Source organism: Dactylosporangium sp. NPDC006015 (genome assembly GCF_040614215.1).
In the GTDB taxonomy this organism is placed as follows: domain Bacteria; phylum Actinomycetota; class Actinomycetes; order Mycobacteriales; family Micromonosporaceae; genus Dactylosporangium; species Dactylosporangium maewongense.
On record NZ_JBEXUD010000002.1, the window covers coordinates 651,400 to 677,995 of the forward strand.

The following is a 26,596-nucleotide window of genomic DNA, read 5'->3' on the forward strand; positions in this document are numbered from 1 at the left end:
GACGAACCCTTTCGACACGAGGAGCGGAAAACCTTTGCCTTCGACGCTGCCGACCCATCCGCTCGCCGTCCTGCCGCTGAAGCTGTGGCGGCCCAGGTGGTTCGACGGCGTCGCGCTGGTGGCCGGGGCCGCGGCGCCCGACACCGCCTACCTCTTCGACCGGCTCCCGGTCCCGGCGCCGCGGCACGCCGTGCACGCCTGGGGCTACGAGCCCGACCACCTCTTCGGCGCGCTGTGGTTCAGCGTGCCGGTCGCGCTGCTCGTCGCCTGGCTCATCCGCCTGGGCGCCCCGGCCGTCGCCGCGCACCTGGGGCGCAAGGGCGGCTGGGCGCGCGACTACGGCGTCCTCGGCCGGGTCCGCCACCGGTGGTGGATCACGGTGAGCTCGGCGGCGATCGGGGTGGCCAGCCACCTGCTGTGGGACCTCGTCACCCACCCCGGCCCGCTGACCTCGTGGTTCGCCGTGCGGCAGACCAGCGACTACGCCTCCCTGCTCCTGACGCCGCTGTTCATCTGGTACGCCGGAAGCCACCGCCTCCTCCGCGACTGGCACGGCACGCCACCGCCGGTCAAGCCCGCCCCGAAGCTGTTCTGGCCGACGACCGCCGCCGTGTTCACCGCCGGCGCCCTGGTGACGTGGCACCTCGGGTACCACGGCCCGCACATCGTGATCGTCCGGCTCATCACGTCCCTGATGCTCGCCCTGCTCACCGCCGCGGCCGTCGTCTCCACCCGCGGGACTCAGCGCAGCGCGGCCAACCCGCCCCGCGCCATGAGCTCCATGACCCCTCCGCGCGGGTAGCCGGCGATGCACCGCTGATACAGGACCTTCGCCTCCGCGTGGCGGCCCACGAGCCGGTAGGCGTCGGCGAGGTTGTGCTCGATGTTGGCGATGCACTCCGGTACAGGAGCCGCCGACGCCAACTGGTCGGCCAGCACCTGCGAAAGGAGCTGGATGCCTTCGTCCACGCGGCCGGTCTCCAGCCAGTCGAGGGCCAGCGACTCGCCGCTGTAGCAGGTGGCGACGTGGTGCGGGCCGAGGACCCGGCGGCGGGCGGCGTACGTGTGCTCGAACAGGGGCTCCGACTCGTCCAGCCGGCCGAGCAGCCGATGGTCGACGGCCACCTGGTACTGGGCCTCCAGCGTGTCGGGATGATCGGCGTCCAGGGCCGCCCGGCAGTCGGCCAGGAGCGCGGCGTGGACGGCCAGGGCCTCCTCGAACGCGTACTGGCGCCGCAGCACGATGCCCAGCGTCACGCGGCGGTCCAGCGTCTCGAAGTGCCACGGGCCGAGCACCCGGGTCGCCGCCGCGACCTGGTCCCGCGCCGCCCGCAGCGTGTCGGCCGGGTAGCGCAGCGCCTCGCGGGCCCGCTTGAGGGTGGCGTGGGCGAAGACCAGGTCGCCGTGCGCGACATTGCCGTGCACGAAGGTCGCGTCGGTCAGGATGGCCGGGCCCAGCGTGTCGACGGCGCTGGTGTTGTGGCTGCGCAGCAGCAGGTCGGTGCTCTTGCTGCGCAGGTGGACGAGCCGCTTGCGGGTCTTGGCGGTGGCGGTGTCGCCGTGCAGGAACGCCGCCTCCAGATGCAGCGCGAGCTCGGCCGCGGCGGCCCTTGATCCGTCGATCCGCTTGACCATGCGGGCCAGGGCGCCGGTGACGTGGGTGAGCACGGTGTCGGCCCGGCCCAGCTCGCGGCTGCGGGCGGCGATCGCGTGCCGGACGAAGTTCGTGAGCGTGACCCGGTCGGCGGTGACCGTCGCGAGCGCGGGCGGCACGTCGAGGGGCTGCTTCCCGCCGAGCAGCCGCGGGTCGATGCCGCACGGCGCAAGGACGGCGAGGCACTCCAGCAGCCAGTACACCTCGGGAGACAGCGACTCGTGCGCGAGACGGACCACGTCGGTGCCGGGATGGTCGTCGGGGGCCGGGAAGCGCCGCCCCGGCCCGCACGTCGCCGCCGCGATCGCCAGCGCCTCGGGGTGGTGATCGACCCGCGCGGCGAGCCCGGCGAGGGCGGGCGGCACGTCCGCCGGCGGGTGGCCGCCCAGCTCGACGGCGCCGGGGACCGCGGCCCGTGTGGTGACGACGACGTGGATCGCGCCGAAGTACGGCCGCCACCGGTGCACCAGATCCATGTCGGGCGCGTCGTCGTAGACCATGAGCACCGGGCCGGGATGATCGCGGAGCAGGGTGAGCGCCGCCGGGACGGTCCGCGACACGTCGGAGCCGGCGTCCCAGGCGCCGAGCGACTCCGCGACCTGGTCGAGGCCGACCAGCAGGCTGATCTCGTCCGTGGCCGACAGCCGCAGGACCAGCGGCCAGCCGTCGGCGATGCACCGGTGGGCGTACGCGTCGGCGAGCCGGGTCTTGCCGACGCCGGACGGGCCGGACAGGACGGTGACCCGGGCCGGCAGGCCGCGCACCGGCGGCGGTCCCCAGGCGACGTCGGGGGAGACTGAGGGCATGACCACGATCTACGTTCCCTACCACCTGGACGAGCGGCTGGACGGGCTGGTCGACGAGCCGGCGGACGTGACCGTCACCGTCGAGTTCCCCGAGGATGGTGACATCTGGGGGCGGCTGGCGGTGCTGTACGAACGGGTCGCCGACGAGGTGAGCGGCGCCGAGGCGCCCGTGGTGATCTCCGGGGACTGCACCACCGCGCTGGGGACCGTCGCCGGACTGCAGCGGCGCGGGGTCGATCCGGCGATCGTGTGGTTCGACGCGCACGGGGATGTGCAGACGCTGGAGACGACCACCTCGGGGTACATCGGCGGGATGCCGTTGCGGGTGCTGGTGGGGTACCGGCCGGAGCTCATCGCCGACCGGCTCGGGATCCGGGCGCTGGCCGAGGAGCGGGCCGTGCTGGTCGACGCCCGGGACCTCGACCCGGCCGAGGAGGAATACCTGAAGGGGTCGGGGATCCGCCGGTACCGGCTGCAGGACCTGGAACTTCCGGAAGGCCCGCTGGTCGTACATGTGGATCTCGACGTGGTGGACGGGGCGGAGCTACCCGGTCTGCTCTTCCCCGTGCCGGGCGGGCCGTCGCTCGGGGCGGTGCTCGCGAAGGTGGAGGAGATCATCGCGACGGGGAGGGTGGTCGCGGTGGACCTCGCGTGCACCTGGCGGCCCGGAAACGGCGCCGAGGCGCGGGAGTTCGTCCAAACGATCTGCAAAGGCTTCCGAAAGGATCCGAACAAGTTTCGGACTCAACGTGATCATTGAGGTGCAGAGTGTACTCGTGTCGCGCGAACTTGTGTGACGAATAGCCGAACGCGGGACCCATTTACCTCGTATCTAGGGAATATTGGTACCCGTGAGAGGACGGCACGCAGCGGCGGACCTGAGAAGCAACGGGTTCGTCGCACTCGCCGCCGGCATGATCCTTCCCCTCGTCGTCATCGGGGCCGTCTATGGCGGCTACCAAGTGATGTCGTCGGCGGGGTGCTCGGGCACGGTGCGGCTGTCAGTCGCGGCAAACCCGGAGATCGCGCCGGCCATCAAGGACGCCGCGAATCGGTGGATCAAGACCGAGCCGCGGGTCGACAACGAGTGTGTCTCGGTCGATGTGGTCGCCGTGGGCGCATCGGAGGTCGCCGCGGCGATCGCCGGTGAGCACGGCGTCTCCATCAGCACGCTCGGCCAGGCCGACGGCAAGACGCTGGTGCCGCACGTGTGGATCCCGGACTCCTCGATCTGGCTTCAGCGCATGCGCGCCGCCCGCGAGGACCTGGTGCCGCAGGCCGCACCGTCGCTGGCGCGCAGCCCGATAGTGCTGGCGGTGCCGGAGCCGACGGCGAAGTCACTCGGCTGGCTGGAGAACAAGCTCACCTGGAAGCAGGTGCTGCAGCAGATCGTCGGCGACACCCGGATCACCGCGGGCATCGTCGACCCCAAACACGACGCCGTCGGCATCTCCACGATGGTGGCGATGGCGTCGGTACGAGACCAGTTCGGCCCTGAGGGCGACGCGCTGACGGTCGGCGCGATCAAGGCTCTGACCAGTGGAAAGTCGGAGCAGCAGTCGGGCCTCATTGCCCGGTTCCCGCGCGACGCCGACCCGCGGACCCTGTCCACCGCGGTCACGCTCGCGCCGCTGTCGGAGCAGGCGCTGCACGCGTACAACGCGACCGGGCCGGCGGTCCCGCTCATCGCTGTCTACCCGGACCCGGCGCCGATCGCGCTGGACTACCCGTACGCCGCGATGCCCCGCCTGTCACCCAACCGGGCCGCCGCCGCGGAGCAGTTCCGCGCCGTGCTGTCCGGGGCGGACTTCCGCAACATGCTCTCCTCGCACCAGCTGCGCGCCAACGACGGCAGCGTCGGCGCCAACATGACCCTCGGCCCCAGCGCCTCGACCGGCGGCACCGTCACCCCCGTGCCGGAGCCGAAGGTCATCAACGCGGCGCTGCAGATGTGGATCGAGATCACCCAGCCGTCACGCATGCTGGCGGTCCTCGACACCTCCGCGGCGATGAAGACGGCCGTCCCGTCCGCCGGCGGCCTCACCAAGCAACAGATCGCCGTCCAGGCCTCGCTCGGAGGCCTGGACATGTTCCCCGAGAGCTGGGCGGTCGGCCTCTGGTCGTTCTCCACCGGCCACCAGCAGCTGGTGCCCATCGGCCCGTTGAACGCCCAGCGCGACCAGCTCCGCGGCGCGCTGGGCAGCCTGAAGCCCAACCCCAAGGGCGGCAGCAACCTCTACGACACCGTGTTCGCCGCGTACCAGTCGGTCCAGCAGGGCTGGGACCCCACCCGCGGCAACTCGGTCGTGGTCATCACCGGCGGCCGCAACAACAACCCCGCCGGCATGTCCCTCGACACGCTCGTCAGCTCATTGCGAAAAGCGGAGAACAAGGACCAGCCGGTGCAGATCATCATCATCGGCGTCGGCTCCGAAGTGAACCAGGCCGAGATGCAGAAGATCGTCGACGCGACGGGCGGTGCGGTCTTCATCGCCCAGGACCCGTCCAAGATCGGAGACATCTTCATGAAGGCACTCGCCCTGGACGACGGCCGTTGATAGGCAAGCTGGAGACAGTCCCGGCCGCCTCGGCCCCGGACCTGCTGGCCGCCCCGGTCCTCGCGGCGCTGCACTCCCCGGAAATCTTCGTCGCTCCGATCGACCCCTCCTTGGCCGACACCGCCGAGTTCTGCGCCGCGTACGACGTCTCCCTTGAGCAATCCGCCAACTGCGTCGTCGTCGCCGGCAAACGCGAGGGTTCGGTGCGCTACGCGGCCTGCGTCATCCTGGCCACCACCCGAGCCAACGTGAACGGCGTGGCCCGCAAGCGCCTCGACGTCCGCAAGGCCAGCTTCGCCCCCATGGACGACGCTGTTTCGTTGACCGGCATGGAGTACGGCGGCATCACCCCCATCGGCCTCCCCGCCGACTGGCCCGTCCTCATCGACTCCCGCGTCGTCGACGTCCCCTGGGTCATCGTGGGCAGCGGCCTACGCCGCAGCAAGATCGTCCTCCCGGGCGCCGCCCTGGCCACCCTCCCCACCGCCGAGGTCATCCCCGACCTGGCCCGCTGACCCCAGTCGAAGCAGGCCACGTCAATCCCCATAGCGATGACTCGATTGCGGGTCCGGCCATGGTCTCCGGCACCGGGGTCCGCCCGGCCTCGTGAGCCCAAGCCTCGAACCCCTCGACCACACGGGGTGGGTCGACCCGTCCGGGCCGGCCGTCCAGGTGCTCGTATCCACAGTCTTCGTCGGTGTTGGGCAGGTGCATGGTCACGGACACGCCTGCGGGGCTGCAGGCTTCCAGATGCGCACACACGCTCTCGGAAACCCATCCCGCCAGCACCGGAGCCCCGGTCGCGGCGGCCAGTTCCTGGACGCCTGCCGCCAACCGCAGCCGCTCCCGGTAGAACGGACGCACCCCGACCCGCTGCCAGCCGTCGCCCAGGTCGTACAGCCCGAGCGGATTACCGAACACCCGCATTCTGCTCGGCGTGGCGAACCACGACCCGAACGCCTGCCGCACCCCCCGGTACGCCGGAAGAGGACCGTCGGCAGACTTCGCGAGCAGGAGCGTTCCGTACCAACCGATGAGCCGCACCGTGGTCATCGACTTCGGGTTCGGCAGCGCATGGGACACCGCGATCCAGGCAGCAGAACGCCTCAGTGACGAGGCCTTGGCATACGCGACAAGCTGCGGGAACTGATGCCCGCCCACTAGACGCCGCCCAGCAGACAGGAAGCCGGCAGGTGAGCAGGGCGGCGCGACCGTCGACCTGCCCGGCGCGACCTGGGTCAGGAGCAGCAAGGCGGGCAGTACTCCGACAACTGCGTCGAGGTGACCGGCCTGGACTGTCCATAGGACGGCGAAAGACCAGCAGCACCAGCTACTGGTCTTGAGGGGGCGTTGGGTGGAGCGAAGCTCCCCCACTGGGGAGCGGCCCGAAGGGCCGCGCGGGGAATGCTGACACCACCCCGGCGAGCCCGCCACAGGCGCGCGAGCAGAGTGCGCCGGTTGGTGGAAGCGAGGGGACTCGAACCCCTAACCCCCGCCTTGCAAAGGCGGTGCTCTGCCAGTTGAGCTACGCCCCCGAGCGAGGGAATCCCTCGGTGTTGACCTAGCGCAGGTCAGGTGCGGTGGTGGCCTCGTGCCAGAGCGCGCGCTCCTCGCTTGCGGTCTTCACGCGCTTGGCGACATAGGCAGCGGCACCGACGACTGCGACCACCACGAGCACCTTTTTCCACATGTGGGGCTAGCTGGAATCGAACCAGCGACCTCAGAGTTATCAGCTCTGCGCTCTAACCGACTGAGCTATAGCCCCGTTACACCGATCCCCGCGAAAAGCGGCGTATCAGCGCGACGATGAAGGTTACCGCACCCGACACCCAAGCCTCAAACCGGTTCCCCCCGCGGCGAGTCGAAGCGCCCGCCGCGAGGGAAAACGCAGGTCAGTCCTTCTCGGCGAGGGTCAGCTCGATGCCGCCGACCAGGTCGGCGCAGACGTTGTAGATGAAGGAGCCGAGGGTGGCCAGCGCGGTGAAGAGGACCACGTTGACCACGCCGAGGAGGGCGGCGCCGCCGATGACACCCTTCGCGGTGATGCGGAAGGTGTTGTTGGCCTGGCCGCCGGTGGAGCTCACGATGTCGGCAAGGGCCTTGTTGACGCTGTTGAAGACGTCCATCGCGTCGAGGGCCAGGTAGAGCACCGACGTGGCGACGATCACGACGACGAACAGGACGAACGAGACCGCGAACGCGAACTTCATCACAGACCACGGGTCGATGCGCTTGAGATGCAGCCGGGCCCGGCGCGGGCCGCGGCCGACCGCGGAGCTGACCGTCTTGCGGGCGGCACGGACGGCCTCGGTGACGCGGGCGGAGCCGCTCACCGCCGCCGCGGGCGTGTTCAGCGCCTGCGTGGCGCCCGCGTTGGTCGGGCGCACGGAGGCGCGTGCGACGGCGACGCTGGCCGTGCCGGTCGCCGCGCCGCTGGTGGGCGCCGCCGGCCCGCCGGCGCCGAGCGTGACCGGCGGAGGCGTCGTGACGCCCGCCTTGCCCACCGCCGCTGAAGGCGACTGGATCGGCACCGTCAACGAGTCGGGCGGCGGGGCCATCCCCGGTGCACGCTGAAACTTCGGCGTGCCGCCGATGGTGGTCTCGCCGGGCGTGCTGGTCCCGTTGACCGCGCCGGCGTCGCCGCCGGCGGCAGGCGCCCCCGAGTCGGTTCCCGTCATGGCAGCCTCTCCGGCCGGCTTGGCCTCATCGGTTGCTGCCGAGGCGCTCCCCGACTTCGCCTGTGTGTCTGTCATCAACTAGTCCTGTTCGTCGGGCTCATCGGCGTTGCGGGCGATCGCGACGATGGTCACACCCTCCGGCAGGTCCATGAGCTTGACCCCCATTGTGTTCCGATCCCGCGTACGTCGTACAGGCTTCACGGGAGTCCGGATCACGCCACCATTTGAGGTGATGGCGAAAAGCTCATCGTCCGGAGAGATCACCGCGGCGCCAACAAGCCCGCCGCGACGAGACGTGATTTTAGCGGTGAGGACACCCTTGCCGCCGCGACCTTGCACCGGATATTCCTCGATGGGAGTCCGCTTGGCGAAGCCACCGTCGGTGGCCACCAACACGTCCAGATCCATCCCTTCGCGCACAACTTCCATCGCCAGCAGTTCATCACCCTCGGCGAAGCGCATGCCGATCACCCCCGACGTCGCGCGGCCCATGGGGCGCAAGGTGTCGTCGTTTGCGGTGAAGCGGATCGCCTGCGCCTGCTTGCTGACCAGCAGCAGGTCGTCCTCCGGGCCGAGCAGCGCGGCGCCGACGAGCTCGTCCTCGTCGCGCAGGTTGATGCCGATGATCCCGCCGGACCGGTTGGAGTCGAACTCCTCCAGCTTGGTCTTCTTGACCAGGCCGTCCTTGGTGGCCAGGACCAGGTACGGCGACACCTGGTAGTTCGGGATCTCGATCACCTGCGCGATGTGCTCGTCGGGCTGGAACGCCAGCAGGTTGGCGACGTGCTGACCCTTCGCGACCCGGCTCGCCTCCGGCAGCTCGTATGCCTTCGCCCGGTAGACGCGTCCCTTATTGGTGAAGAACAGCATCCAGTCGTGCGTCGAGCAGACGAAGAAGTGGCTGACGATGTCGTCCTGCCTCAGTGTCGCACCGGAGACACCCTTCCCGCCGCGCTTCTGCGAGCGGTACAGGTCGACCTTGGTGCGCTTCGCATACCCGGTGCGGGTGATGGTGACGACGACGTCCTCCCGCGCGATGAGGTCCTCCATGGAGACCTCGCCGTCGAACGGGATGATCTGGGTCCGCCGGTCGTCGCCGCGGCGGGAGACGATCTCGGCGAGCTCCTCGGAGATGATCTGCCGCTGCCGGGCCGGCGTGGCCAGGATGTCCTTGTAGTCGGCGATCTCGATCTCGATCTTCGCCAGCTCGTCGAAGATGCGCTGGCGCTCCAGTGCGGCGAGCCGGCGCAGCTGCATGTCGAGGATGGCGGTGGCCTGGATGTCGTCGATGTCCAGGAGGTTCATGAGGCCGTTCTTCGACTCCTCGGCGCTCGGCGAGCGCCGGATGAGTGCGATGACCTCGTCGAGCATGTCGAGGGCCTTGACCAGACCGCGCAGGATGTGGGCGCGCTCCTCGGCCTTGCGCAACCGGTACGCGGTGCGCCGGACGATGACCTCGATCTGGTGCGTGACGTAGTGCCGCACGAACTGCGCGAGGTTGAGCGTGCGGGGCACGCCGTCGACGAGCGCCAGCATGTTGGCGCCGAACGTCTCCTGCAGCTGCGTGTGCTTGTACAGGTTGTTGAGCACGACCTTGGCGACGGCGTCGCGCTTGAGCACGATCACCAGGCGCATACCGGTGCGGCCGGAGGACTCCTCGCGGATGTCGGCGATGCCGGCGAGCTTGCCCTCCTTGACCAGGTCGGCGATGCGCTCGGCCAGGTTGTCGGGGTTGACCGCATACGGCAGCTCGGTGACCACGAGGATGGTCCGCCCGCGGGCGTCCTCCTCGACCTCGACGACGGCGCGCATCCGGATGGAGCCGCGGCCGGTCCGGTACGCGTCGATGATGGCCGACGTGCCGACGATGAGGCCCTTGGTCGGGAAGTCGGGGCCCTTGACGATCTTGATCAGCTCGTCGAGCGTCTCGGCCTCGTCGGCGTCGGGGTTGTCCAGGCACCACTGGACGGCCTGGGCGATCTCCCGCAGGTTGTGCGGCGGGATGTTGGTCGCCATGCCGACGGCGATGCCGGTGCTGCCGTTGACGAGCAGGTTGGGGATGCGCGACGGCAGGATCGTGGGCTCCTGGGCCCGGCCGTCGTAGTTGGGGACGAAGTCGACGGTGTCCTCGTCGATGTCCCGCAGCATCTCCATGGCGAGCGGGTCGAGGCGCGCCTCGGTGTACCGCATGGCGGCGGCTGGGTCGTTACCCGGCGAGCCGAAGTTGCCGTTGCCGTCGATCAGCGGGTAGCGCAGCGACCAGTTCTGCGCCATACGGACCATGGCGTCGTAGATCGAGGCATCGCCGTGCGGGTGGTAGTTACCCATCACGTCGCCGACGACGCGGGCGCACTTCACGTAACCACGGTCGGGCCGGTAGCCGCCGTCGAACATGGCGTAGAGGATCTTGCGGTGGACTGGCTTGAGGCCGTCACGGACGTCCGGAAGGGCCCGCCCGACGATGACGCTCATCGCATAGTCGAGGTAGGACCGCTGCATCTCGACTTCGATGCCGATCGGTTCGATCCGGCTCGCGACCGCTGAACCACTCTCGTCGGGGGTCTCCGGAGTGGAAGTCGGTTCCGTCACTCTTTATCCCTTTTCTCAGTGTCGACGGTCAGATGTCGAGGAACCGGACGTCTTTAGCGTTGCGCTGGATGAACGAGCGGCGTGCTTCCACGTCTTCGCCCATCAGGACGCTGAAGAGCTCGTCCGCGGTTGCAGCGTCGTCCAATGTCACCTGACGGAGCATGCGGGTCGCCGGGTTCATCGTCGTTTCCCACAGCTCGGGGTAGTTCATCTCACCGAGACCCTTGAACCGCTGGATGTCGTCGGGCTTCGCGTTGGGCTTGCTCTGCTGGCGCAGCGTGATCAGGCCGTCGCGCTCACGATCGGTGTACGCGTACTGCGCGTCGTCGCCCTTCTTGTTCCACTTGATCTTGTACAGCGGGGGCGCCGCGAGATACACGTGGCCGAGCTCGATCAGCGGGCGCATGAACCGGAACACCAGCGTCAGCAGCAGCGTCTGGATGTGCTGGCCGTCGACGTCGGCGTCGGCCATCAGGATCAGCTTGTGGTAGCGCAGCTTCTCGATGTCGAACTCGTCGTGGATGCCGGTGCCCAGCGCCGTGATCAGCGCCTGGACCTCGTTGTTCTTGAGGACGCGGTCGATACGCGCCTTCTCGACGTTGAGGATCTTGCCGCGGATCGGCAGGATCGCCTGGACCCGCGGGTCGCGCCCCTGCTTGGCCGAGCCGCCGGCGGAGTCACCCTCGACGATGAACAGCTCAGAGACCCGGGGGTCGTTGGACTGGCAGTCGGCCAGCTTGCCGGGCATCGAGCCGGACTCCAGCAGCGACTTGCGCCGGGCCAGCTTGCGCGCCTGCGAGGCGGCCAGGCGCGCACGGGCGGCCTGGGACGCCTTCGTGATGATGGTCTTGACCTCGGCCGGGTTGCGGTCGAACCAGTCGACCAGCCACTCGTTGCACACCTTCTGCACGAAGCTGCGGGCCTCGGTGTTGCCGAGCTTGGTCTTCGTCTGGCCCTCGAACTGCGGGTTGGTCAGCTTGATCGAGATGATCGCGGCCAGGCCCTCGCGGATGTCCTCACCGGTGAGCTTCTCGTCGCCCTTGAGCAGCTTCTTGTCCGCGCCGTACTTGTTGACGACGGAGGTCAGCGCGCTGCGGAAGCCCTCCTCGTGGGTGCCGCCCTCATGCGTGTTGATCGTGTTGGCGAACGTGTAGACACTCTCGCCATACGACTCGTTCCACTGCATGGCGATCTCGACGGAGATGCCCTCGCCGTCGGAGCCGAACTCCACCACCGAGCGGTGGATCGGCGTCTTGGTCGCGTTGAGGTGGCGGACGAAGTCGGCGATGCCGTTCTCGTAGCAGAAGACGACCTCCCGCTTCTCCTCGGGCGCGTCGGTGCGCTCGTCGCGCAGCGCGATCTTCAGCCCGCGGTTGAGGAACGCGTACTCCTGGATGCGCCGGTAGACCGTCTCGTAGTTGAACTCGAGGGTCTCGAAGATCGCGCCGTCGGGGAAGAACGTCACGCTGGTGCCGGTGCGGTCGGTCGCCTCGCCCTTCTGCAGCGGGTCGGGCACCGAGTTGCGGTACACCTGCCGCCAGACGAACCCGTCCTTGTGGATCTCCAGGTCGATGCGCGTAGACAGTGCGTTGACGACCGAGATGCCGACGCCGTGCAGACCGCCGGAGACCGCATATGCCTTACCGTCGAACTTCCCGCCGGCGTGCAGCACGGTCAGGACGACCTCGACGGTCGGACGCTGCTCCTTCGGGTGGATGTCGACCGGGATGCCACGACCGTTGTCCACGACCCGGACCCCGCCACCTTCGAGGATCGTGACCTCGATGGTGTCGCAGAAGCCCGCCAGGGCCTCGTCGACGGCGTTGTCCACGACCTCCCACACCAGATGGTGCAGGCCGCGCTCGCCGGTCGAGCCGATGTACATGCCTGGGCGCTTGCGGACCGCCTCGAGCCCTTCGAGGACGGTGATCGCGGAGGAGTCGTATTGGCCTTCGGGCTTGTTTGCTACCACCCTCGGTCGCTTTCTCGCACTGGCCGGCCGCGCTGGAGGGCGCCCCGGGTCTCGTGCGGAGTCGTGCGAGCACTACGGTCGCGGATGCGGGCACGCAAGTGGCCTGCGCCCCACCGAACGGGCGCCGTGACCACCGGCGGGCCGACACCGCGGACGCGTGCACGCGGGGATGTGTCGGCTGGTTCTCAGAGCCTTCGCTCTCTGCCCGCAATCCTACTGTGCCCCTGCGACATTTTCGCATCGGGACGGCGCCTGTAGTCGTCGTAGCGGCCCGAACGGTACGGGGCGAAGGTCCCCCTACGCGGGAGGGGTCCGGACGGGCGATGACGGGCGGCACGGCGAGCGCTGGGATGCTGTCGCCGGGTTCGGCACCTGCGGGGGTCGCGCAAGCGGCCGTTCGTGCCGTATGTTCCCCGCCGCGGGGGCGGGGCAAGTGTGAGAGCGAGGGGTCCGCGATGGGGTTGGACAACGTCGCCGTGCAGTGGCCGCGCACCGGACGGTTCTACGACCCGGTGGCGCCGGCCGAGTTCGTCGACTTCGCCGAGCTGGCAGAGAAGCTGCCGCTGCACGCGGGGCCGGCCGCGGCACTGGCGGACCATGTGGCGAAGACCGGCACGGTGCGCGTCACCGGTTATACGGAGTTGGTGGACCTGCTCTTCGGGCTCAACGGTGTGCTGTTCGCCACCGATGCGGCCGCCGAGGACGAGGATCCGGTGATCAGCCCGGACGACTGCGCCTGGATCGCCGGCGGGCTCGAGCGCTTCGTCAACGGGCATCAGGAGTTCGGCGACGAGATCACGTTCGAGACGGTGAGCACGGTGCTGCGCCGGGCCCTCGAAGGCTCCCGCCTCGCCGAACAGCAGCTGCGCTGGCTGCAGAGCCGCCTCGACGCGCTGCGTGACGACACCGGCGACGCTCCGCAGTGGAGCTACACGATCGCCGAGCTGGACGTGCTCGCGAAGTTCTACCGGCGCTGCGCCAACCGCGGGTTCGCCGTATACGCCGACTTCTAGATTCGGCGTTTGCGGCATCTGTACGGACTCAGCGGGCCCGACACCCGTAGCCCATCGGGCCGAGGGTCGGGTCCGCGTGGCGGCCGGTCAGCCGTAGGTGTCGCGCGGACCTCGCCCGCGCACCCGCATGGGCCCGCGGCTCCACGAGGGCGTCGACGGACCGTGGATATGCAGCTTCTTCACGACGTTGTGACCGACCTCACCCGCGATGCGCGCGATGAGCCGGCCGGACAGCATCCGCAGCTGCGTCGCCCACGCCGTGGACTCCGCCTCGACGGTCAGCTCCCCGTCCTCCAGCTTGATCGGCCGGCAGTGGGCCGCCACGTCGGCGCCGACGACCCGCTCCCACTCGCCGAACACGGTCGCCTCGGCCGCCGGCCGCTGCCACCCCCGTGCCTTCACGACCCGCCCCAGGAGCGCGCCGAACAACTGCGGGTCCCTCGGGTCGGGCCCCGGTCCGGTGTACCCGCGCCGCCGCCGCGAGTCGCCGCCGCCCTCGGGCACGGCCTTGCGCCGCGGCTGCGCCTTCCGCTTGGCGAGGGCCGCCTCGACCGCCGCCCGGGCCAGCTCCGGCCCGCTCTTGTCGCCGGCGCCCGTCCGGGGGTCTCCGCCGGGGCCGCCGCCGGTGTCAGCCACGTCGCACCTCGCCTCCGCCAACCTCGTAGCGCGCGCCTCGGAGCGCGCGGGGCACGTCGTCGTCGACGGCACACGTGACGATGACCTGGCTCGCGCCGCTGACGAGCTCGGCGAGCCGCTCGCGGCGGCCCACGTCGAGCTCGGCGAACACGTCGTCGAGCACCAGCACCGGCTCCACCGCGTCGTCCCGCAGCAGATCGTAGGCCGCCAGCCGCAGCGCGAGGGCGTAGGACCAGGACTCCCCGTGGCTGGCGTACCCCTTCGCCGGCAGGTCGCCGAGCGTCAGCGTCAGCTCGTCGCGGTGCGGGCCGACCAGGGTCACCCCCCGCTCGACCTCCTGCTTGCGGGCCTCCCCGAGCGCCACCAGCAGCGCCTGCTCGATCTCCCCCTGTGCCGTTTCCCCCTGTACCGGCAGCGGGAACGACGGGCTGTAGGCGATGCGGGCGTCGGACCGGCTGGCGCTGACCGCCGCGTAAGCCTTGGCGACGTGCGGCGCGAGCGCGGCGACGAGGTCGAGCCGCGCCCGGACCAGCTGGGCGCCGTGCTGGGCCAGATGGCTGTCCCACACGTCGAGGGTCGACAGGTCGCCGCCGCGGCTGCCGCCGGTCTTGCGGGCCAGGTAGGCACTGCGCAGCAGCGCGTTGCGCTGCTTGAGCACCCGGTCGTAGTCGGAGCGCACGCCGGCGAACCGCGGCTGCCGGGTGACCAGCAGCTCGTCCAGCATCCGGCGGCGCTCGCCCGGGTCACCGCGGATCAGCGACAGATCCTCCGGCGCGAACAGGACCAGCTTCAGCGCGCCGAGGATGTCGCGGGTGCGGGCCACCGGCGACCGGCCCAGTCGCGCCTTGTTGGCCTTGCCGGGCTCGATCGACAGCTCGACGAGCAGCTCGCGCTCCTCGTGGACGATGGCGCAGCGGACCACCGCGCGGCTCGTGCCGAAGCGCACCAGTGGCGCGTCGGTCGCGACCCGGTGGGACTCGAGGCTGGCCACATACGCGAGGGCCTCGACCAGGTTGGTCTTGCCCACACCGTTGGGCCCGACGAGCACGCACGCCCCGGGCCCGAACTCGACGACGACCCGCTCGTAACTGCGGAAGTCGACGAGCTCGAGACCGCGGACGTACAAACTCAGCCCTTCTTGACCGCGTGACCGCCGAACTGGTTGCGCAGCGCGGCGACCGCCTTCATGGCCGGCGAGTCGTCCTGCCGCGAGGCGAACCGGGCGAACAGCGACGCCGCGATCACGTTCATCGGCACGGCCAGCCGGATGGCCTCCTCGACCGTCCAGCGGCCCTCACCGGTGTCGTCGGCGTAGCCCCGCAGGCCGTCGAGGTTGGGGTCCTCGTCGAGGGCCCGGTCCATCAGGTCCAGCAGCCACGACTGCACGACCGAGCCGGCCCGCCACGACTTGAACACCTCGGGGATGTTCTCGACGTATTCGGAGGCCTCGAGCAGCTCGTAGCCTTCGGCATAGGCGTGCATCATGCCGTACTCGATGCCGTTGTGGACCATCTTCGCGTAGTGACCGGCGCCGACGCCGCCCGCGTGCGCGAAGCCGAACTCGCCCTCGGGCTTGAGCCCTTCGAAGATCGGCATGCAGTGCTCGACGTGCTTCTTCTCGCCGCCGACCATCAGCGCATAGCCATTGGTCCGGCCCCAGACGCCGCCGGAGACGCCGACGTCGAGGTAGCCGAGGCCCTTGGTGACGAGCCGCTCGGCCCGGGGGCGGTCGTTGCTGAAGCGCGAGTTGCCGCCGTCGATGACGATGTCACCGGGAGACAGCAGACCGGAGAGCTCGTCGATGGTCGGCTCCGTGTACTGCACCGGGACCATGATCCACACGACGCGGGGCGCGGCGAGCTTGTCGACCAGCTCGCTGAGCGACGACACGTCGGTGACGTCTGGGTGGTGGTCGTAGCCGATGACCTCATGCCCGGCGGCGCGCAGCCGCTCGCGCATGTTGAAGCCCATCCTGCCCAAGCCGATGAGACCGAGCTGCATGTCTGGTGCCTCCGAAACTCAGCTGCCGATGCGAACCGGCATGATCAAGTACCAGTATCCAGGGATGATTTCTCCATCATCCTTGGCCGGGGACATGACCGCAGGCTTCTTCGGGTCAGTGAACGACAGCACGGCGATCGGGGCGTCGAGCGCCTTGAGGCCGTCGAGCAGGTATTGGTGGTTGAAGGCGATGGTCATCGGCTCGCCCTCATAGGTGCAGTCCATCGCCTCGCTGGCCCGCGCGTCCTCGCTGCCGCTGGCCTCGACCACGAGACCGTCGGCGCTGAAGGACAGGCGCACCGGGGTGGACCGCTCGGCGACCAGGCCGACGCGCCGGACCACCTCGTTGAGCGCGGAGACCCGGATGCGGGCCTGGGCATTGTGCGTGTCGGGCAGCAGCGCCCGCACCTTCGGGAAGTCGCCGTCGAGCAGCCGGGACGTGGTGCGCCGGGTGCCGCCGGCGAAGCCGATCATGCCCTCGCCGATCTTGCCCCGCGACAGCGCGACGGAGACCGAGCCACCGGTCGGCCCGAGCGTCTTCGCGGTGTCGTCCAGGGTGCGCGCCGGCACGAGGGCGGCGAGGCTGACGTCGGGCTCGTCGGGCCGCCACTCCAGCTCGCGCACGGCGAGGCGGTAGCGGTCGGTGGCGAGCAGCGTCAGCTTGGTGCCCTCGAGCTCGACCCGCACGCCGGTGAGCATCGGCAGCGTGTCGTCGCGGCCGGCGGCGATCGCCACCTGCGAGACGGCACCGGCGAAGGTGGCCGCGTCGACGGTGCCAGCCAGCTCGGGCATCTCCGGAAGCGTCGGATAGTCCTCGACGGGCATCGTCGGCAGCGTGAACCGGGCACTGCCACACGTGATCTCGACGTGCGACCCGACGGCGGCGACGTCGACGGGCTTGGCGGGCAGCGACTTGGTGATCTCGGCGAGCAGGCGCCCGGAGACGAGCGTCGCGCCGTCGGCGTCGGCCTGGACCTCGACGGTCACCTGGCTGGACACCTCGTAGTCGAAGCCGGACACCTGCAGGCGGCCGTCACCGACTCTGAGCAGAACACCGGCAAGCACCGGCACAGAAGGGCGGCTGGGCAGACTCTTGGCTGTCCAGGCGACGGCATCGGCGAGCGCGTCGCGCTCGACTCGGAACTTCATCGCGGTCCTCCCGCGTCGTCTCGTCTCAAGCGTGGTGCTGCATCGAACCTTAGGGCTTCCCCGGCGGTGCCGTGCACCGACCCCACCAAAATTCCAGCCCGAGACTTTTCCACTTGCTGATGATTGCTTTTTTCTCTCTTTTAAAGAGATTTACTTCGTAGTCATAGGTGGTGTGGATTCTGTGGACAACCCTTGTTTTAGCAGCTCAGCGGGGTTATGTCTCTGGGTATGAGCTGTGCATAACCCTCTGTGTACAAAGTTGTGGATTGTGGATAAGCGGTCATCCACAGGCGTTGTCCACCGGCTATCCACCGGGAATCCACAGGGTTCCTCCACCATCTGGGGATAACTCGTCCCGAGCCGTGTTCACGTTCTGTCGATGATTCGGTCACTCTTCGGATGTGTCCACACGTCTTCCACACGCTCTCCCCAGGAGTTATCCACAGACTGTGGACAGACCTTGTGTGCAATCCGTAGCCGTTCCGTCACTTGTGAGCACTCGAACACCCAGCGTGGCGAAGAGTTGGCACAAACGAAGTTATCCACAGGTTCTGTGGATAAAATGTGTGGATAACTCCGGCAAACCCCTCGGGGGTATATGCCCACAAGCTGTGGGCAACCTGGGGACGACGCTGTGGACAACTTATTGCCATAAGCGCCTGGATCCCAGGTCGGAGGCCTGTGGAAACAGTGGATAACGCGCGTTGTCCACAGGCTGTGCGCAACGTCGGTGGACAGTGCATTCTTCGCAAATCGACTCGGTGTCGCTAGGGAACTCACAATGTTGTCCACAGGCTGTTTGTGAGCACCACTCAGGTCGGCGGTTGTGCACAGCCCGTCCACCCCGCCGATCGGGGTCGCGGACAGGGCGGTGGGCGGCAGTCGTACACCTGCCGCGACCGCAAACAGAAGGGCCGGACCGGCGCCGTCACGCGCCCATCCGGCCCTCTGCGGGACGTCGGCCCCTACGTCGTCTGCTTGATGCGGTTGGTCAGCTCGGCGATCTGGTTGTAGAGCGAGCGCCGTTCGGCCATCTGCTGGCGGATCTTTCGGTCGGCGTGCATGACGGTGGTGTGGTCGCGGCCGCCGAACGCCTGGCCGATCCGTGGCAGGGAGAGATCGGTCAGCTCGCGGCACAGGTACATGGCGACCTGGCGCGCGTTGACGAGCACGCGCGACCGGCTGTGCCCGCGCAGGTCCTCCAGGCTGACGCCGAAGTAGTCCGCGGTCGACGCCATGATCTGGTCTGCGGTGATCTCGGGCCCGGAGCCGTCGGGGATGAAGTCGCGCAGCACCTCCTCGGCGAGGCCGAGCTCGACGGGCGCGCGGGTCAGGTTGGCGAACGCGGTGACGCGGATCAGCGCGCCCTCCAGCTCGCGGATCGACGACGCGACCCGCGACGCGATGAACTCCAGCACGTCCGGCGGCGCGAACAGCCGCTCCTGCGCCGCCTTCTTCTGCAGGATCGCGATCCGGGTCTCCAGGTCCGGCGGCTGGATGTCGGCGAGCAGGCCCCACTCGAACCTCGTCCGCAGCCGGTCCTCGAGCGTCGCCAGCTGCCGCGGCGAGCGGTCGGAGCTGATCACGATCTGCTTGTTGGCGTTGTGAAGGGTGTTGAAGGTGTGGAAGAACTCCTCCTGCGTCCGCTCGCGCGTCTCCAGGAACTGGATGTCGTCGATCAGGAGGATGTCGACGTCGCGGTACCGCCGCTGGAACGCCTGCGTCTTGTCGTCGCGCAGCGAGTTGATGAAGTCGTTGGTGAACTCCTCCGTCGACACGTAGCGCACGAAGCGGGCGTTGCCGAGCATCGTGGCGTACTGGCCGATCGCGTGGAGCAGGTGCGTCTTGCCGAGCCCGGAGCCGCCGTAGATGAACAGCGGGTTGTACGCCTTGGCCGGCGACTCGGCGACCGCGACCGACGCGGCGTGGGCGAAGCGGTTCGAGGAGCCGATGACGAACGTCTCGAACGTGTACTTCGGGTTGAGCCGGTTGCCGGCGGAGTCGCCCGCGGGGGTCTGTGCGCTGCGGCGGTCCTCGCGGCCGGTGCCGGGGTTGGACGGCGGGCGGGGCGGCAGGGGCTCCTCGTCCTGCAGCGGCGAGCGGCGCAGGCGTTCGTCGCGGGCGGCCTCGAAGGCGGTGCCGGAGTGCTCCGTGCGTTCCGCCGGCGACCAACCGGTCGTGCCCTTGGAGGGGGTGTCGGACGGGAGATCGAACAGGCGGTCGCTCTGGGGCCGCTGGTCCTGCGGTTCGTGTGCCCGCCGATCCTGCGGCTCGTGTGCCCGCCGGTCCTGCTCGTAGCCCGGCCGGTCGTGTTCGTACCCCGGCCGGGCCTGCTCATAGCTCGGCCGGTCCTGGTTCGGCCGGTCCGGGAGCATGCGGTCCTGGATCAGCCGGTCCTGCTCGTAGGACGGCTGCTGCGGCGGCTGGTACTGCGACTGTGGATACTGCGGTGCCGAAGCCGTGTCCGCCAGCTGGCCGGCGGTGCCGTTGGACCAGTGCGAGGCGGACGGGGCCGGCAGCGGCGGCGCGTCCTCCGGGGGGCGGACCGTGACGGCGACCTGGATGGCCCGGCCGAGCAGCCGCGACAGCGCCTCGGTGATGACCGGCCGGAGGCGCGACTCGATGACGTCGCGGGTGAACGCGTCAGGCACGGAGAGCAGCGCGGTGTCCTCGACGATGGCCCGTAGCCTCGTCAGCCGCAGATAGGCACGCTGCTGCGCCGAGACGATCTCGTCTGCGAGCTCGTCCGTTGCCGCATGCCATACAGCTGCGAGGTCGGTGTCAGTCACCGTTCGCGCACCCCCATCGTCGCCCCCCACCGCGAGTGGACCGTGCGCCGGAAGTTCCGCCCGTCCCGGGTCCCATTGTCCACAGGTTTTCCACAACCTGTGTATCAACGAGTCATGTGCCGTGGACGGATCGTCCTGATTCCCCCTCGCCCCGTGCCGAGTTGGCGGCTGTCGTGCCCCCGTGGCGGAGGTTCTGCAGGTCGGATGCGGTGCCATGCCCCCTGTGGCGCATCCGATTAGTGGCGGAAAGTCCTTTGTGCCCCGTCGCCGGTCGTCGCGGTGTCTACCGGCAACCGGGCACGTTAACAGCGTTGTCCACAACCACTCAACCGTTGTCCACAAGTAACCTGTGGATTTCGGGCCGATCCGTGGCATCGTTGACGGTCTGTAGGGCCGCGCGTACCCTGGTTCGGCTGGGGAAGCTTTCCCTGATAAACTCCAGTGACCAGCCCTACGCCGCTACGAAGACGGAGCCCGACGTGAGCAAGCGCACCTTCCAGCCGAACAACCGCCGGCGCGCGAAGACCCACGGTTTCCGGCTGCGCATGCGCACCCGGGCCGGCCGCGCGATCCTGTCGGCGCGTCGCGCCAAGGGGCGCGACCGCCTGTCGGCCTGACCGACGCGGGTCCTCCGGGAGGCAGCGTGCTGGCGGCCGCTCAGCGTCTGCGGCGGCGGGAAGACTTCGCCGCCACCATTCGCAACGGTCGCCGCGCCGGTCGCGGAGCCCTCGTGGTGCATTTCCTGCAGTCGACTGTCGAGCCGGCGCCAGCAGATCAACCGTCTGCGCGCGCCGGCTTCGTCGTGTCTGACGCTGTCCTTGATCGTGAAGTCGCCGGCAGTACAGGCGAGGCATCGGCCGACGCGGTCCAGCCGGCGCGGGCCGGGTTCGTGGTCTCCAAGGCGGTCGGCAACGCCGTCGTCCGCAACCTGGTGAAACGCCGGCTCCGGCACCTGGTCCGGCCGCACCTGGCCGACCTCCCCCCGGCGGCCATGGTCGTCGTCAGGGCGCTACCCCCCTCGGCGACAGCAAGCTACGAAGACCTGGGCCGCGACCTCGAGGCGGCCCTGGCGGCCGCGCGCCGCCCCAGAAGCCGGGAGGGACGTCGATGAACGTCGGAGCCCGGGTCGTTGCCGCTCCCATCGTCGCGTACCGTCGTTGGATAAGCCCGGCGTTGCCGGCGCGTTGTCGGTTCTACCCGTCGTGCAGCGCTTATGCCCTGGAGGCGGTCGGCACTCACGGCGCGATCCGGGGAATCGGTCTCGCGATCTGGCGGCTGCTGCGCTGCCACCCATTCCACCCCGGTGGGTTCGATCCGGTGCCTCCGCGCCGGGGAGCCTCGCCCGAGCCCGAGTCGACGTGACTGGAGCAGTGTCGTGATTAGCAAGCTGATGGGCGGGATCTACTGGCTGATCTCGCAGGTGATGCTGTTCTGGCACACCGTGTGGGACAAGGTCATGCCCGACCACCGCACGCTCGGCACCAACTGGCAATGGGTTCTCGCGATCGTGTTCCTGGTGATCACGGTCCGGGTCGTGCTGTTCCCGATCTTCGTGAAGCAGATCAAGTCGCAGCGTGCGATGCAGGCGATCCAGCCGAAGATGAAGGAGCTGCAGGAGAAGCACAAGGGCGACCGGGAGACCCTCCAGAAGGAGGTCATGAAGCTCTACCAGGAGGAGAAGGTCAACCCGCTCATGGGCTGCCTTCCGATGTTCCTGCAGATCCCGGTCTTCATCGGCCTCCTGCACGTGCTCCGCCACCTGAAGCCCGGCACCTCCAACCACCAGATGGAGCTGTACGGCTGGAGCATCCCCGAGTTCATGGGCGCCGTCGACGCCCGGCTCTTCGACGCCCCGATCGTCGCCAAGTTCAGCAGCAGCGCCGCCGACCTCGCGAAGATCGAGGCCAACTCGACCACCGTGAAGATCGTGGCCGCGATCCTCGTCGCGCTGATGATCACCACGACCTACCTGACCCAGCGTCAGATGATTATGAAGACCGGGTGGAACAGCGACCCGCAGCAGCGCATGATCCAGAAGTTCATGCTCTACGGCATCCCGTTCTTCACCCTCACCTCCGGCTGGTACTTCCCCATCGGCGTCATCATCTACTGGGTCACCAACAACGCGATCACCCTCGGCCAGCAGTACTGGGTTCTGCACAAGTACCCGCCGCCGGCGAGCGCGACCGCCAACACGACCCCGTACAAGAGCAAGGGCGGCCCCTCGCTGACCAAGGGCGGCGCCCCCGCGGCGAAGCCGGCCGGCGGCCTCCGCTCGATGCTCAGCAAGGCCAAGGACGAGGCAGCGGCGCAGCAGGCCGCGGCGGCCGCCGCCAAGCAGGCCCAGGCCAACGGCAAGGCCCTTGCCCCGAAGCCCGGCGCCAAGCCGATCAACCCGAAGAAGGGTGGCGCCGCGAAGCGGCAGTCGGGTTGATGCGACCCCGCCGGCCCACCCCTCCCCGGGCCGGCGAGCGGCGCTCCCTGTGCACCACCACCCCTCACCGACGACCTGTGACGGCGCCTCGGCGCCCCAAACAAGCGGAGATGAGTTTCGTGACCGACACCACCAGTGATCTCGACGCGCGCGGCACCGAGGACGACGCTGCGGATCAGGACGCCAACCTCGACGAGATCGAGGACGCCGACGACACGGACGAGGCCGACGAGGACGCCGACTCCAGCGACGGCGAATCGGCGAAGGCTTCCGGCGGCAGCAACGGCCGTGCCGCGGCCGACCTGTTCCGGGAGAGCGAGATCGCGGCCGACTACGTCGAAGGCCTCCTCGACATTCTCGACTACGACGGCGACATCGACGAGCTCGTCGTCAGCGGCCGCCCCGTCGTCGAGGTCGTCGAGGGCGGCGACGGCTCCGGCCGCCGCCTCCAGGCACTCGTCGGCCAGCGCGGCGCCACCCTCGAGGCACTGCAGGAGCTGAGCCGCCTCGCGGTCTTCCGGCAGACGGGCTCCCCCAGCCGTCTCCTCCTCGACGTCGGCGGCTACCGGGCCCTGCGCCGCAAGGAGCTCGGCGCGATCGCCAAGAACGCCGCCGAGAAGGTGAAGGAGTACGGCGAGGCCGTCCGCCTGGAGCCGATGAGCGCCTTCGAGCGCAAGTGCGTCCACGACGTCATCAACGCCCTCCCCGGCGTGGAGAGCGAGTCCGAGGGCGTCGAGCCGGCCCGCCGGATCGTGGTCCGCCCGGTCGCCTGACCCAAGCCCACCGCGAAGCGGGGCGCCCCATGACGGGGCGCCCCGCTTTCGTTTGCGGCTCACCTCCGTACAGCCACCTGTCTGCCTCCCCACACGATGCGTCCTGACCCGACGCGTCTCCGCTCTGCTCGCCCACGCCCCCGCACGTTTCCGACTCCGTGCCTTGTCCCCCGCGTCCGCCCCCGCACGCATCTCGCGGGGGCGCATACGGGCCTCGCTCTTCCACGCACCAGTCGGTCGCTGCTCGCCGTGCCCTCGCGCCCTGTTCTTCGCGCGCCCCGTGCTTCCGCGCTCTGGTGTCCGTGCCTTGCGCCTGTGCCGCGTGCCCCGCCCCCGTGCCCGGTGGCACCATGCCCCGCCTCCGGAGCTCGTGCCCTACGTCCGCACCTGTACGACCGAGGCAACATGACGCAGGGGTCGGCACTTCGACTGCTCGCCCCCGGCTCCGTGCCCCGTCTCTTGGCGAACGTTCCGTCCTCTGCGTCTGTGTCCCCGTCCGTGCCGCGCGCCCCGGCTTTAGCTTTCGGTCGAGTCGAGCTTCGCGCCGACTGCACTGTGGCCGGTCACCGCCTTCGCGTTCGGGTTGTCGCCTTCCCCGTAGTGCGTTGTGTCCCACGCTGCCCGCGCGCCGCGCTCTGTATCGAGGGGAAGATCCCGCACCCTCGTACCGCGGGCCCGGTGCGTCTGTGCAACTGCCCTGCGCCTGCGTCCAAGTCGGCCGCCTGCCCCTCTTGCTCTCGGCATCGCGTCCGAACGTCATCCACGCGCCGTGCTCCTTGGTTCGAGCACCGCGCTGCCTTCCCGTGTCCGGGTCGTGGGTCCTGACCGTTCCTTCGAGTCCTGGCGGGCAGCAAGCGAAGTGCTGCCCCCAATACCGACGCTTGATCAAAGGAGTGTTCTGGCCGTCATCACGACCAGGACTAGCCTTCGATCACCACACTGCTGGATGCCAGGGCGCCGGTCGCCCCCGCCCGCGCCGGACCCACACAGCTGGTCCCGAGTGCGATGCAGGCTGGCGCCACAAGCGTCGTCCGCACGTTGCGGGAGTCGACGCGGTCCTGTCTGCCCGGTCTTGCGACTGACGGCCGTACAGGGGCGGGCGGCGCGTCACGAGAGCTGGTGATGGCGTCTTGGGTGGGCGTGTCGGCTGTAAGCGTTCCTGCATTCCTTCGTCGGGGTTCGTCCCCGCGTGGTCGGGAGGGGATGGGATCGGGGACAATGGGTGGCAGACGCGACTGGCGGCACCGGGATGGGACGGACCATCGGGGAGCTCGAGTTGTGAGGGTCGACCGCCTGGGTCCTCACGTCGGGGAGTCGTATGTCCACGACCACTGCTGTTCTCCTGCCCGGCGCTCCTGTCGCCGAGAAGATCCTGGCTGACGTTGCGACGCGGGTGGCGGCATTGCGCGCGCGGGGGGTTGTGCCCTCGCTGGCGACCATTCTTGTCGGCGATGACGACGCGAGCGCGGGGTACATCCGCATCAAGCAGCGGCAGGCGGCGGAGCTCGGGTTCGAGTCGCCGCACGAGCACCTGCCGGCAGACACGACGCAGGAGGCGCTGCACGCGGTCATCGACCGGTTCAACGCTGATCCCGACGTGCATGGGTTGCTCATTCAGTACCCGACGCCGCAGCACCTTGACTACGACGTCGCGTTGCAGCGGGTCGATCCGGACATGGACGTCGACGGCATGCACCCGCTGAACCTCGGGCGTCTTGCCGCTGGCATGCCCGGGCCGCTCCCCTGCACGCCCGCCGGAATCGAGGCGCTCCTCGCGCACTACGAGATTCCGGTCAGCGGCAGGGAGGTCGTCATCCTCGGGCGCGGGGCGACGCTGGGCCGTCCGCTGGCGATGCTCCTGTCGCAGAAGCGCCCGACCGCCAACGCCGCCGTGACGGTCGTGCACACGGGTGTCGCGGACTGGCCGCGGTACACGCAGCGGGCCGACATCCTCATCGCCGCGGCCGGCGTGCCGGGCATCATCCAGCCCGAGCACGTGAAGCCCGGCGCGACAGTCATCGGCGGCGGGGTCCGGTACTCCGGCCGGCGGCTCCTGCCCGACGTGGACGAGTCGTGCGCGGAGGTCGCGGGCGCCATCACGCCGCGCGTCGGCGGGGTCGGCCCCACCACGGTCGCCATGCTCTTCCGCAACGCCGTGACGGCCGCGGAGCGACGTTTCACGTGAAACATCGGGGGCCGCGTCTTCGAGCGGCCCTCTTCTTGCCGCCTCCGTGCGCCGATCTGTCCCCAGTGGCCGGTCGCGCGGGGGCGGCGTGATTTGCTTGACCGCATGGATGGTGCTGTTCCGAACGAGGTGTTGCCGGCCGCCGAGAAGGTGTTCGGCGATCGGCTCCCGTTGGCTGAGCGGTTCGCTCAGTTGCTTGTCACCGACGGGGTGGTGCGAGGGCTGATCGGCCCTCGCGAGGCGCCGCGCATCTGGGAACGCCACATGCTCAACTGCGCCGTCCTCGGCGAACTCATCCAATCGGACGCCACGGTCGTCGACGTCGGCTCCGGCGCCGGCCTGCCCGGTATGGTGCTGGCAGTGGCTCGTCCCGACCTGTTCGTCACGTTGGTCGAGCCGCTCGCACGACGCACCGCGTTCCTGACCGAAGCGGTGACGGCGCTCGGCCTCGAGCGGACCACCGTGGTCCGGGCGCGGGCCGAGGAGTGCGTCGGGAAGCTTCCCCTCGCCGATGTCGTCACCGCCAGAGCAGTCGCACCGCTGGACCGGCTTGCCGGATGGTGTCTTCCCCTCACCGCCGTCGGTGGGCGACTGCTCGCGCTCAAGGGATCCTCTGCCGCGGCGGAGATCGCCGAGCACGCAGAAGTCCTGAGCCGGCTTGGAGCGGGCGCGCCGTCGGTACGGCTGTGCGGGGACGCCGTCCTCGCCGAGCCGACGACGGTCGTCGAGGTCGTGCGGGAGCGGGAAGTCGCGCAGCGCCGGAAGGCCAAGCGCGGGCGGTAAACCGGGGGACGGGCCGAAAGCGTCCTCCGGACACGGGGAACGCGGGGGTTCGACGATGGACATCAGAAACTGCAACAGCGGCTGGCCGGCCGTACCGACCAAGCGACTCGGCGGTCTCCTCCGCCGAGTCGACGGCTTTCTGGTCTTCTTACGGCCGAATGCGAGTGAGAAGACCAACGACTCGCCGATCGGCCATGGCTCTGGTCGCCTGTGCGCCGTAGGCTGGCCGCGCGCCGTTTTTGCGTTCCCGGCGCCGGTCACCGCAGTCACTCGAGACCTCGCGTCGGGCGGTGCGCCGGAGGTGGGCACAACGTCGCTGACGGCCGGCAGTGCACATCTTTCCGAGCGGGACGGGACTGACATGGTGCGCGACAGCGGTGATGGTCCGGACTACGGCGATGGCAGCTCTCATGTTTCACGTGAAACACCGATAGGCCCGCGACCGGCCGCCGGCGCCGGAGGCCTCTACGGCTCGTCCGCCGGGCACGTCGCACACCCCGGTTTCGGTGCAGTGAGCGAGCCCGGTGTTCCCGGTCCGGACTACGGGCACGGGACCCATCAGTCGGACAGTCCAGA

At 69.4% G+C, this 26,596-nt stretch carries 22 protein-coding genes, 2 tRNA genes and 1 pseudogene; 12 read left to right on the top strand and 13 right to left on the bottom strand.

Going from position 1 to position 26,596, the window contains the following annotated elements; all coding sequences use genetic code 11:
- Positions 1-34 precede the first annotated feature (34 nt).
- The gene (locus ABZ321_RS05980; RefSeq protein ID WP_354889652.1) at positions 35-802 is read left to right on the top strand and encodes a DUF4184 family protein; all 768 of its coding nucleotides are present in this window, start codon (positions 35-37) and stop codon (positions 800-802) included.
- On the opposite strand, the gene ABZ321_RS05985 is transcribed toward ABZ321_RS05980, so the two are convergent.
- Entirely contained in the window at positions 742-2,460 is a 1,719-nt protein-coding gene (locus ABZ321_RS05985) for a tetratricopeptide repeat protein (RefSeq protein ID WP_354889654.1), read from the bottom strand. The two genes, ABZ321_RS05980 and ABZ321_RS05985, sit on opposite strands and share 61 nt — an antisense overlap.
- On the opposite strand from ABZ321_RS05985, the gene ABZ321_RS05990 reads away from it, so the two are divergent.
- From ABZ321_RS05990 to ABZ321_RS06000, 3 genes are all read left to right on the top strand, one after another.
- Positions 2,459-3,220: an arginase family protein gene (locus ABZ321_RS05990; RefSeq protein ID WP_344508473.1), complete on the top strand. Its 762-nt coding sequence runs from the start codon at positions 2,459-2,461 to the stop codon at positions 3,218-3,220. The two genes, ABZ321_RS05985 and ABZ321_RS05990, sit on opposite strands and share 2 nt — an antisense overlap.
- Before the next feature lie 91 nt (positions 3,221-3,311).
- Entirely contained in the window at positions 3,312-5,018 is a 1,707-nt protein-coding gene (locus tag ABZ321_RS05995; RefSeq protein ID WP_354889657.1) for a substrate-binding domain-containing protein, read from the top strand.
- On the top strand, positions 5,018-5,533 hold the full coding sequence (locus ABZ321_RS06000; protein ID WP_354889718.1) for a YbaK/EbsC family protein: 516 nt from the start codon (positions 5,018-5,020) through the stop codon (positions 5,531-5,533). The genes ABZ321_RS05995 and ABZ321_RS06000 overlap by 1 nt, the downstream gene beginning before the upstream one ends.
- Here ABZ321_RS06000 and ABZ321_RS06005 read toward each other — a convergent pair.
- The 7 genes from ABZ321_RS06005 to gyrB all read right to left on the bottom strand — a co-directional run bounded on the left by ABZ321_RS06005 (position 5,511) and on the right by gyrB (position 12,257).
- Positions 5,511-6,269 carry a hypothetical protein gene (locus ABZ321_RS06005; RefSeq protein WP_354889659.1) on the bottom strand — a complete coding sequence of 253 codons (759 nt, stop codon included), beginning with the start codon at positions 6,267-6,269 and terminating at the stop codon, positions 5,511-5,513. The genes ABZ321_RS06000 and ABZ321_RS06005 overlap by 23 nt on opposite strands.
- A gap of 208 nt (positions 6,270-6,477) precedes the next feature.
- A tRNA-Ala gene (locus tag ABZ321_RS06010) sits at positions 6,478-6,553 on the bottom strand.
- A gap of 26 nt (positions 6,554-6,579) precedes the next feature.
- Positions 6,580-6,708 carry a DLW-39 family protein gene (locus ABZ321_RS06015; protein ID WP_344508479.1) on the bottom strand — a complete coding sequence of 43 codons (129 nt, stop codon included), beginning with the start codon at positions 6,706-6,708 and terminating at the stop codon, positions 6,580-6,582.
- Between the two features lies 1 nt (position 6,709).
- Positions 6,710-6,783 (bottom strand) — tRNA-Ile (locus ABZ321_RS06020).
- A 127-nt stretch (positions 6,784-6,910) separates the two neighbouring features.
- Complete coding sequence (locus tag ABZ321_RS06025; protein ID WP_344508481.1) at positions 6,911-7,771, bottom strand: DUF3566 domain-containing protein; 861 nt, start codon at positions 7,769-7,771, stop codon at positions 6,911-6,913.
- 3 nt (positions 7,772-7,774) lie between these two features.
- Entirely contained in the window at positions 7,775-10,285 is a 2,511-nt protein-coding gene (gyrA, locus tag ABZ321_RS06030) for a DNA gyrase subunit A (RefSeq protein ID WP_344508483.1), read from the bottom strand.
- Positions 10,286-10,313: 28 nt separating this feature from the next.
- Positions 10,314-12,257, bottom strand: a complete 1,944-nt coding sequence (gene gyrB, locus ABZ321_RS06035; protein ID WP_344508485.1) for a DNA topoisomerase (ATP-hydrolyzing) subunit B — start codon at positions 12,255-12,257, stop codon at positions 10,314-10,316.
- A gap of 455 nt (positions 12,258-12,712) precedes the next feature.
- Between gyrB and ABZ321_RS06040 the strand changes: the two genes are divergently transcribed.
- The gene (locus ABZ321_RS06040) at positions 12,713-13,270 is read left to right on the top strand and encodes a hypothetical protein (RefSeq protein ID WP_344508487.1); all 558 of its coding nucleotides are present in this window, start codon (positions 12,713-12,715) and stop codon (positions 13,268-13,270) included.
- 87 nt (positions 13,271-13,357) lie between these two features.
- Here the strand turns inward: ABZ321_RS06040 and ABZ321_RS06045 are convergent, their stop codons facing one another.
- From ABZ321_RS06045 to dnaA, 5 genes are all read right to left on the bottom strand, one after another.
- Positions 13,358-13,906: a DciA family protein gene (locus tag ABZ321_RS06045; protein ID WP_344508489.1), complete on the bottom strand. Its 549-nt coding sequence runs from the start codon at positions 13,904-13,906 to the stop codon at positions 13,358-13,360.
- Complete coding sequence (gene recF, locus ABZ321_RS06050) at positions 13,899-15,032, bottom strand: DNA replication/repair protein RecF (RefSeq protein ID WP_344508491.1); 1,134 nt, start codon at positions 15,030-15,032, stop codon at positions 13,899-13,901. Before recF ends, ABZ321_RS06045 begins: the two co-directional genes overlap by 8 nt.
- A 2-nt stretch (positions 15,033-15,034) precedes the next feature.
- The gene (gene gnd, locus ABZ321_RS06055; protein ID WP_354889662.1) at positions 15,035-15,907 is read right to left on the bottom strand and encodes a phosphogluconate dehydrogenase (NAD(+)-dependent, decarboxylating); all 873 of its coding nucleotides are present in this window, start codon (positions 15,905-15,907) and stop codon (positions 15,035-15,037) included.
- 18 nt (positions 15,908-15,925) lie between these two features.
- Positions 15,926-17,056: a DNA polymerase III subunit beta gene (gene dnaN, locus ABZ321_RS06060; RefSeq protein WP_344508495.1), complete on the bottom strand. Its 1,131-nt coding sequence runs from the start codon at positions 17,054-17,056 to the stop codon at positions 15,926-15,928.
- A gap of 965 nt (positions 17,057-18,021) precedes the next feature.
- Entirely contained in the window at positions 18,022-19,845 is a 1,824-nt protein-coding gene (gene dnaA / locus ABZ321_RS06065; RefSeq protein ID WP_354889665.1) for a chromosomal replication initiator protein DnaA, read from the bottom strand.
- A gap of 479 nt (positions 19,846-20,324) precedes the next feature.
- Here dnaA and rpmH point away from each other — a divergent pair, with 479 nt between their 5' ends.
- The 7 genes and pseudogenes from rpmH to rsmG all read left to right on the top strand — a co-directional run bounded on the left by rpmH (position 20,325) and on the right by rsmG (position 26,020).
- Positions 20,325-20,462 carry a 50S ribosomal protein L34 gene (rpmH, locus tag ABZ321_RS06070; RefSeq protein ID WP_033360019.1) on the top strand — a complete coding sequence of 46 codons (138 nt, stop codon included), beginning with the start codon at positions 20,325-20,327 and terminating at the stop codon, positions 20,460-20,462.
- 26 nt (positions 20,463-20,488) lie between these two features.
- Entirely contained in the window at positions 20,489-20,956 is a 468-nt protein-coding gene (rnpA, locus tag ABZ321_RS06075) for a ribonuclease P protein component (RefSeq protein ID WP_344508499.1), read from the top strand.
- A pseudogene (gene yidD, locus ABZ321_RS06080) lies at positions 20,953-21,224 on the top strand (membrane protein insertion efficiency factor YidD). The gene rnpA and the pseudogene yidD overlap by 4 nt, the downstream one beginning before the upstream one ends.
- An 11-nt stretch (positions 21,225-21,235) precedes the next feature.
- Positions 21,236-22,279 carry a membrane protein insertase YidC gene (gene yidC, locus ABZ321_RS06085; RefSeq protein WP_344508614.1) on the top strand — a complete coding sequence of 348 codons (1,044 nt, stop codon included), beginning with the start codon at positions 21,236-21,238 and terminating at the stop codon, positions 22,277-22,279.
- Positions 22,280-22,389: 110 nt separating this feature from the next.
- Positions 22,390-23,052, top strand: a complete 663-nt coding sequence (locus tag ABZ321_RS06090; protein ID WP_344508501.1) for a R3H domain-containing nucleic acid-binding protein — start codon at positions 22,390-22,392, stop codon at positions 23,050-23,052.
- A gap of 1,318 nt (positions 23,053-24,370) precedes the next feature.
- A complete protein-coding gene (locus tag ABZ321_RS06095) occupies positions 24,371-25,237 on the top strand; it encodes a tetrahydrofolate dehydrogenase/cyclohydrolase catalytic domain-containing protein (protein ID WP_354889668.1) in 867 nt (288 codons plus the stop codon).
- Positions 25,238-25,342: 105 nt separating this feature from the next.
- Positions 25,343-26,020, top strand: coding sequence for a 16S rRNA (guanine(527)-N(7))-methyltransferase RsmG (gene rsmG, locus ABZ321_RS06100; protein ID WP_354889670.1), 678 nt, complete (start codon positions 25,343-25,345; stop codon positions 26,018-26,020).
- Positions 26,021-26,596: the final 576 nt, after the last annotated feature.

Excerpts from the sequence above, each read along its gene's own strand:
- ABZ321_RS06095 (WP_354889668.1), top strand. The coding sequence starts at position 24,371 with ATGTCCACGACCACTGCTGTTCTCCTGCCCGGCGCTCCTGTCGCCGAG.
- ABZ321_RS05990 (WP_344508473.1), top strand. The coding sequence starts at position 2,459 with ATGACCACGATCTACGTTCCCTACCACCTGGACGAGCGGCTGGACGGG.
- ABZ321_RS06040 (WP_344508487.1), top strand. The coding sequence starts at position 12,713 with ATGGGGTTGGACAACGTCGCCGTGCAGTGGCCGCGCACCGGACGGTTC.
- dnaN (WP_344508495.1), bottom strand. The coding sequence starts at position 17,056 with ATGAAGTTCCGAGTCGAGCGCGACGCGCTCGCCGATGCCGTCGCCTGG.
- yidC (WP_344508614.1), top strand. The coding sequence starts at position 21,236 with ATGGGCGGGATCTACTGGCTGATCTCGCAGGTGATGCTGTTCTGGCAC.
- rsmG (WP_354889670.1), top strand. The coding sequence starts at position 25,343 with ATGGATGGTGCTGTTCCGAACGAGGTGTTGCCGGCCGCCGAGAAGGTG.
- ABZ321_RS05985 (WP_354889654.1), bottom strand. The coding sequence starts at position 2,460 with ATGCCCTCAGTCTCCCCCGACGTCGCCTGGGGACCGCCGCCGGTGCGC.
- ABZ321_RS06015 (WP_344508479.1), bottom strand. The coding sequence starts at position 6,708 with ATGTGGAAAAAGGTGCTCGTGGTGGTCGCAGTCGTCGGTGCCGCTGCC.
- ABZ321_RS06090 (WP_344508501.1), top strand. The coding sequence starts at position 22,390 with ATGAGTTTCGTGACCGACACCACCAGTGATCTCGACGCGCGCGGCACC.
- gnd (WP_354889662.1), bottom strand. The coding sequence starts at position 15,907 with ATGCAGCTCGGTCTCATCGGCTTGGGCAGGATGGGCTTCAACATGCGC.
- ABZ321_RS06025 (WP_344508481.1), bottom strand. The coding sequence starts at position 7,771 with ATGACAGACACACAGGCGAAGTCGGGGAGCGCCTCGGCAGCAACCGAT.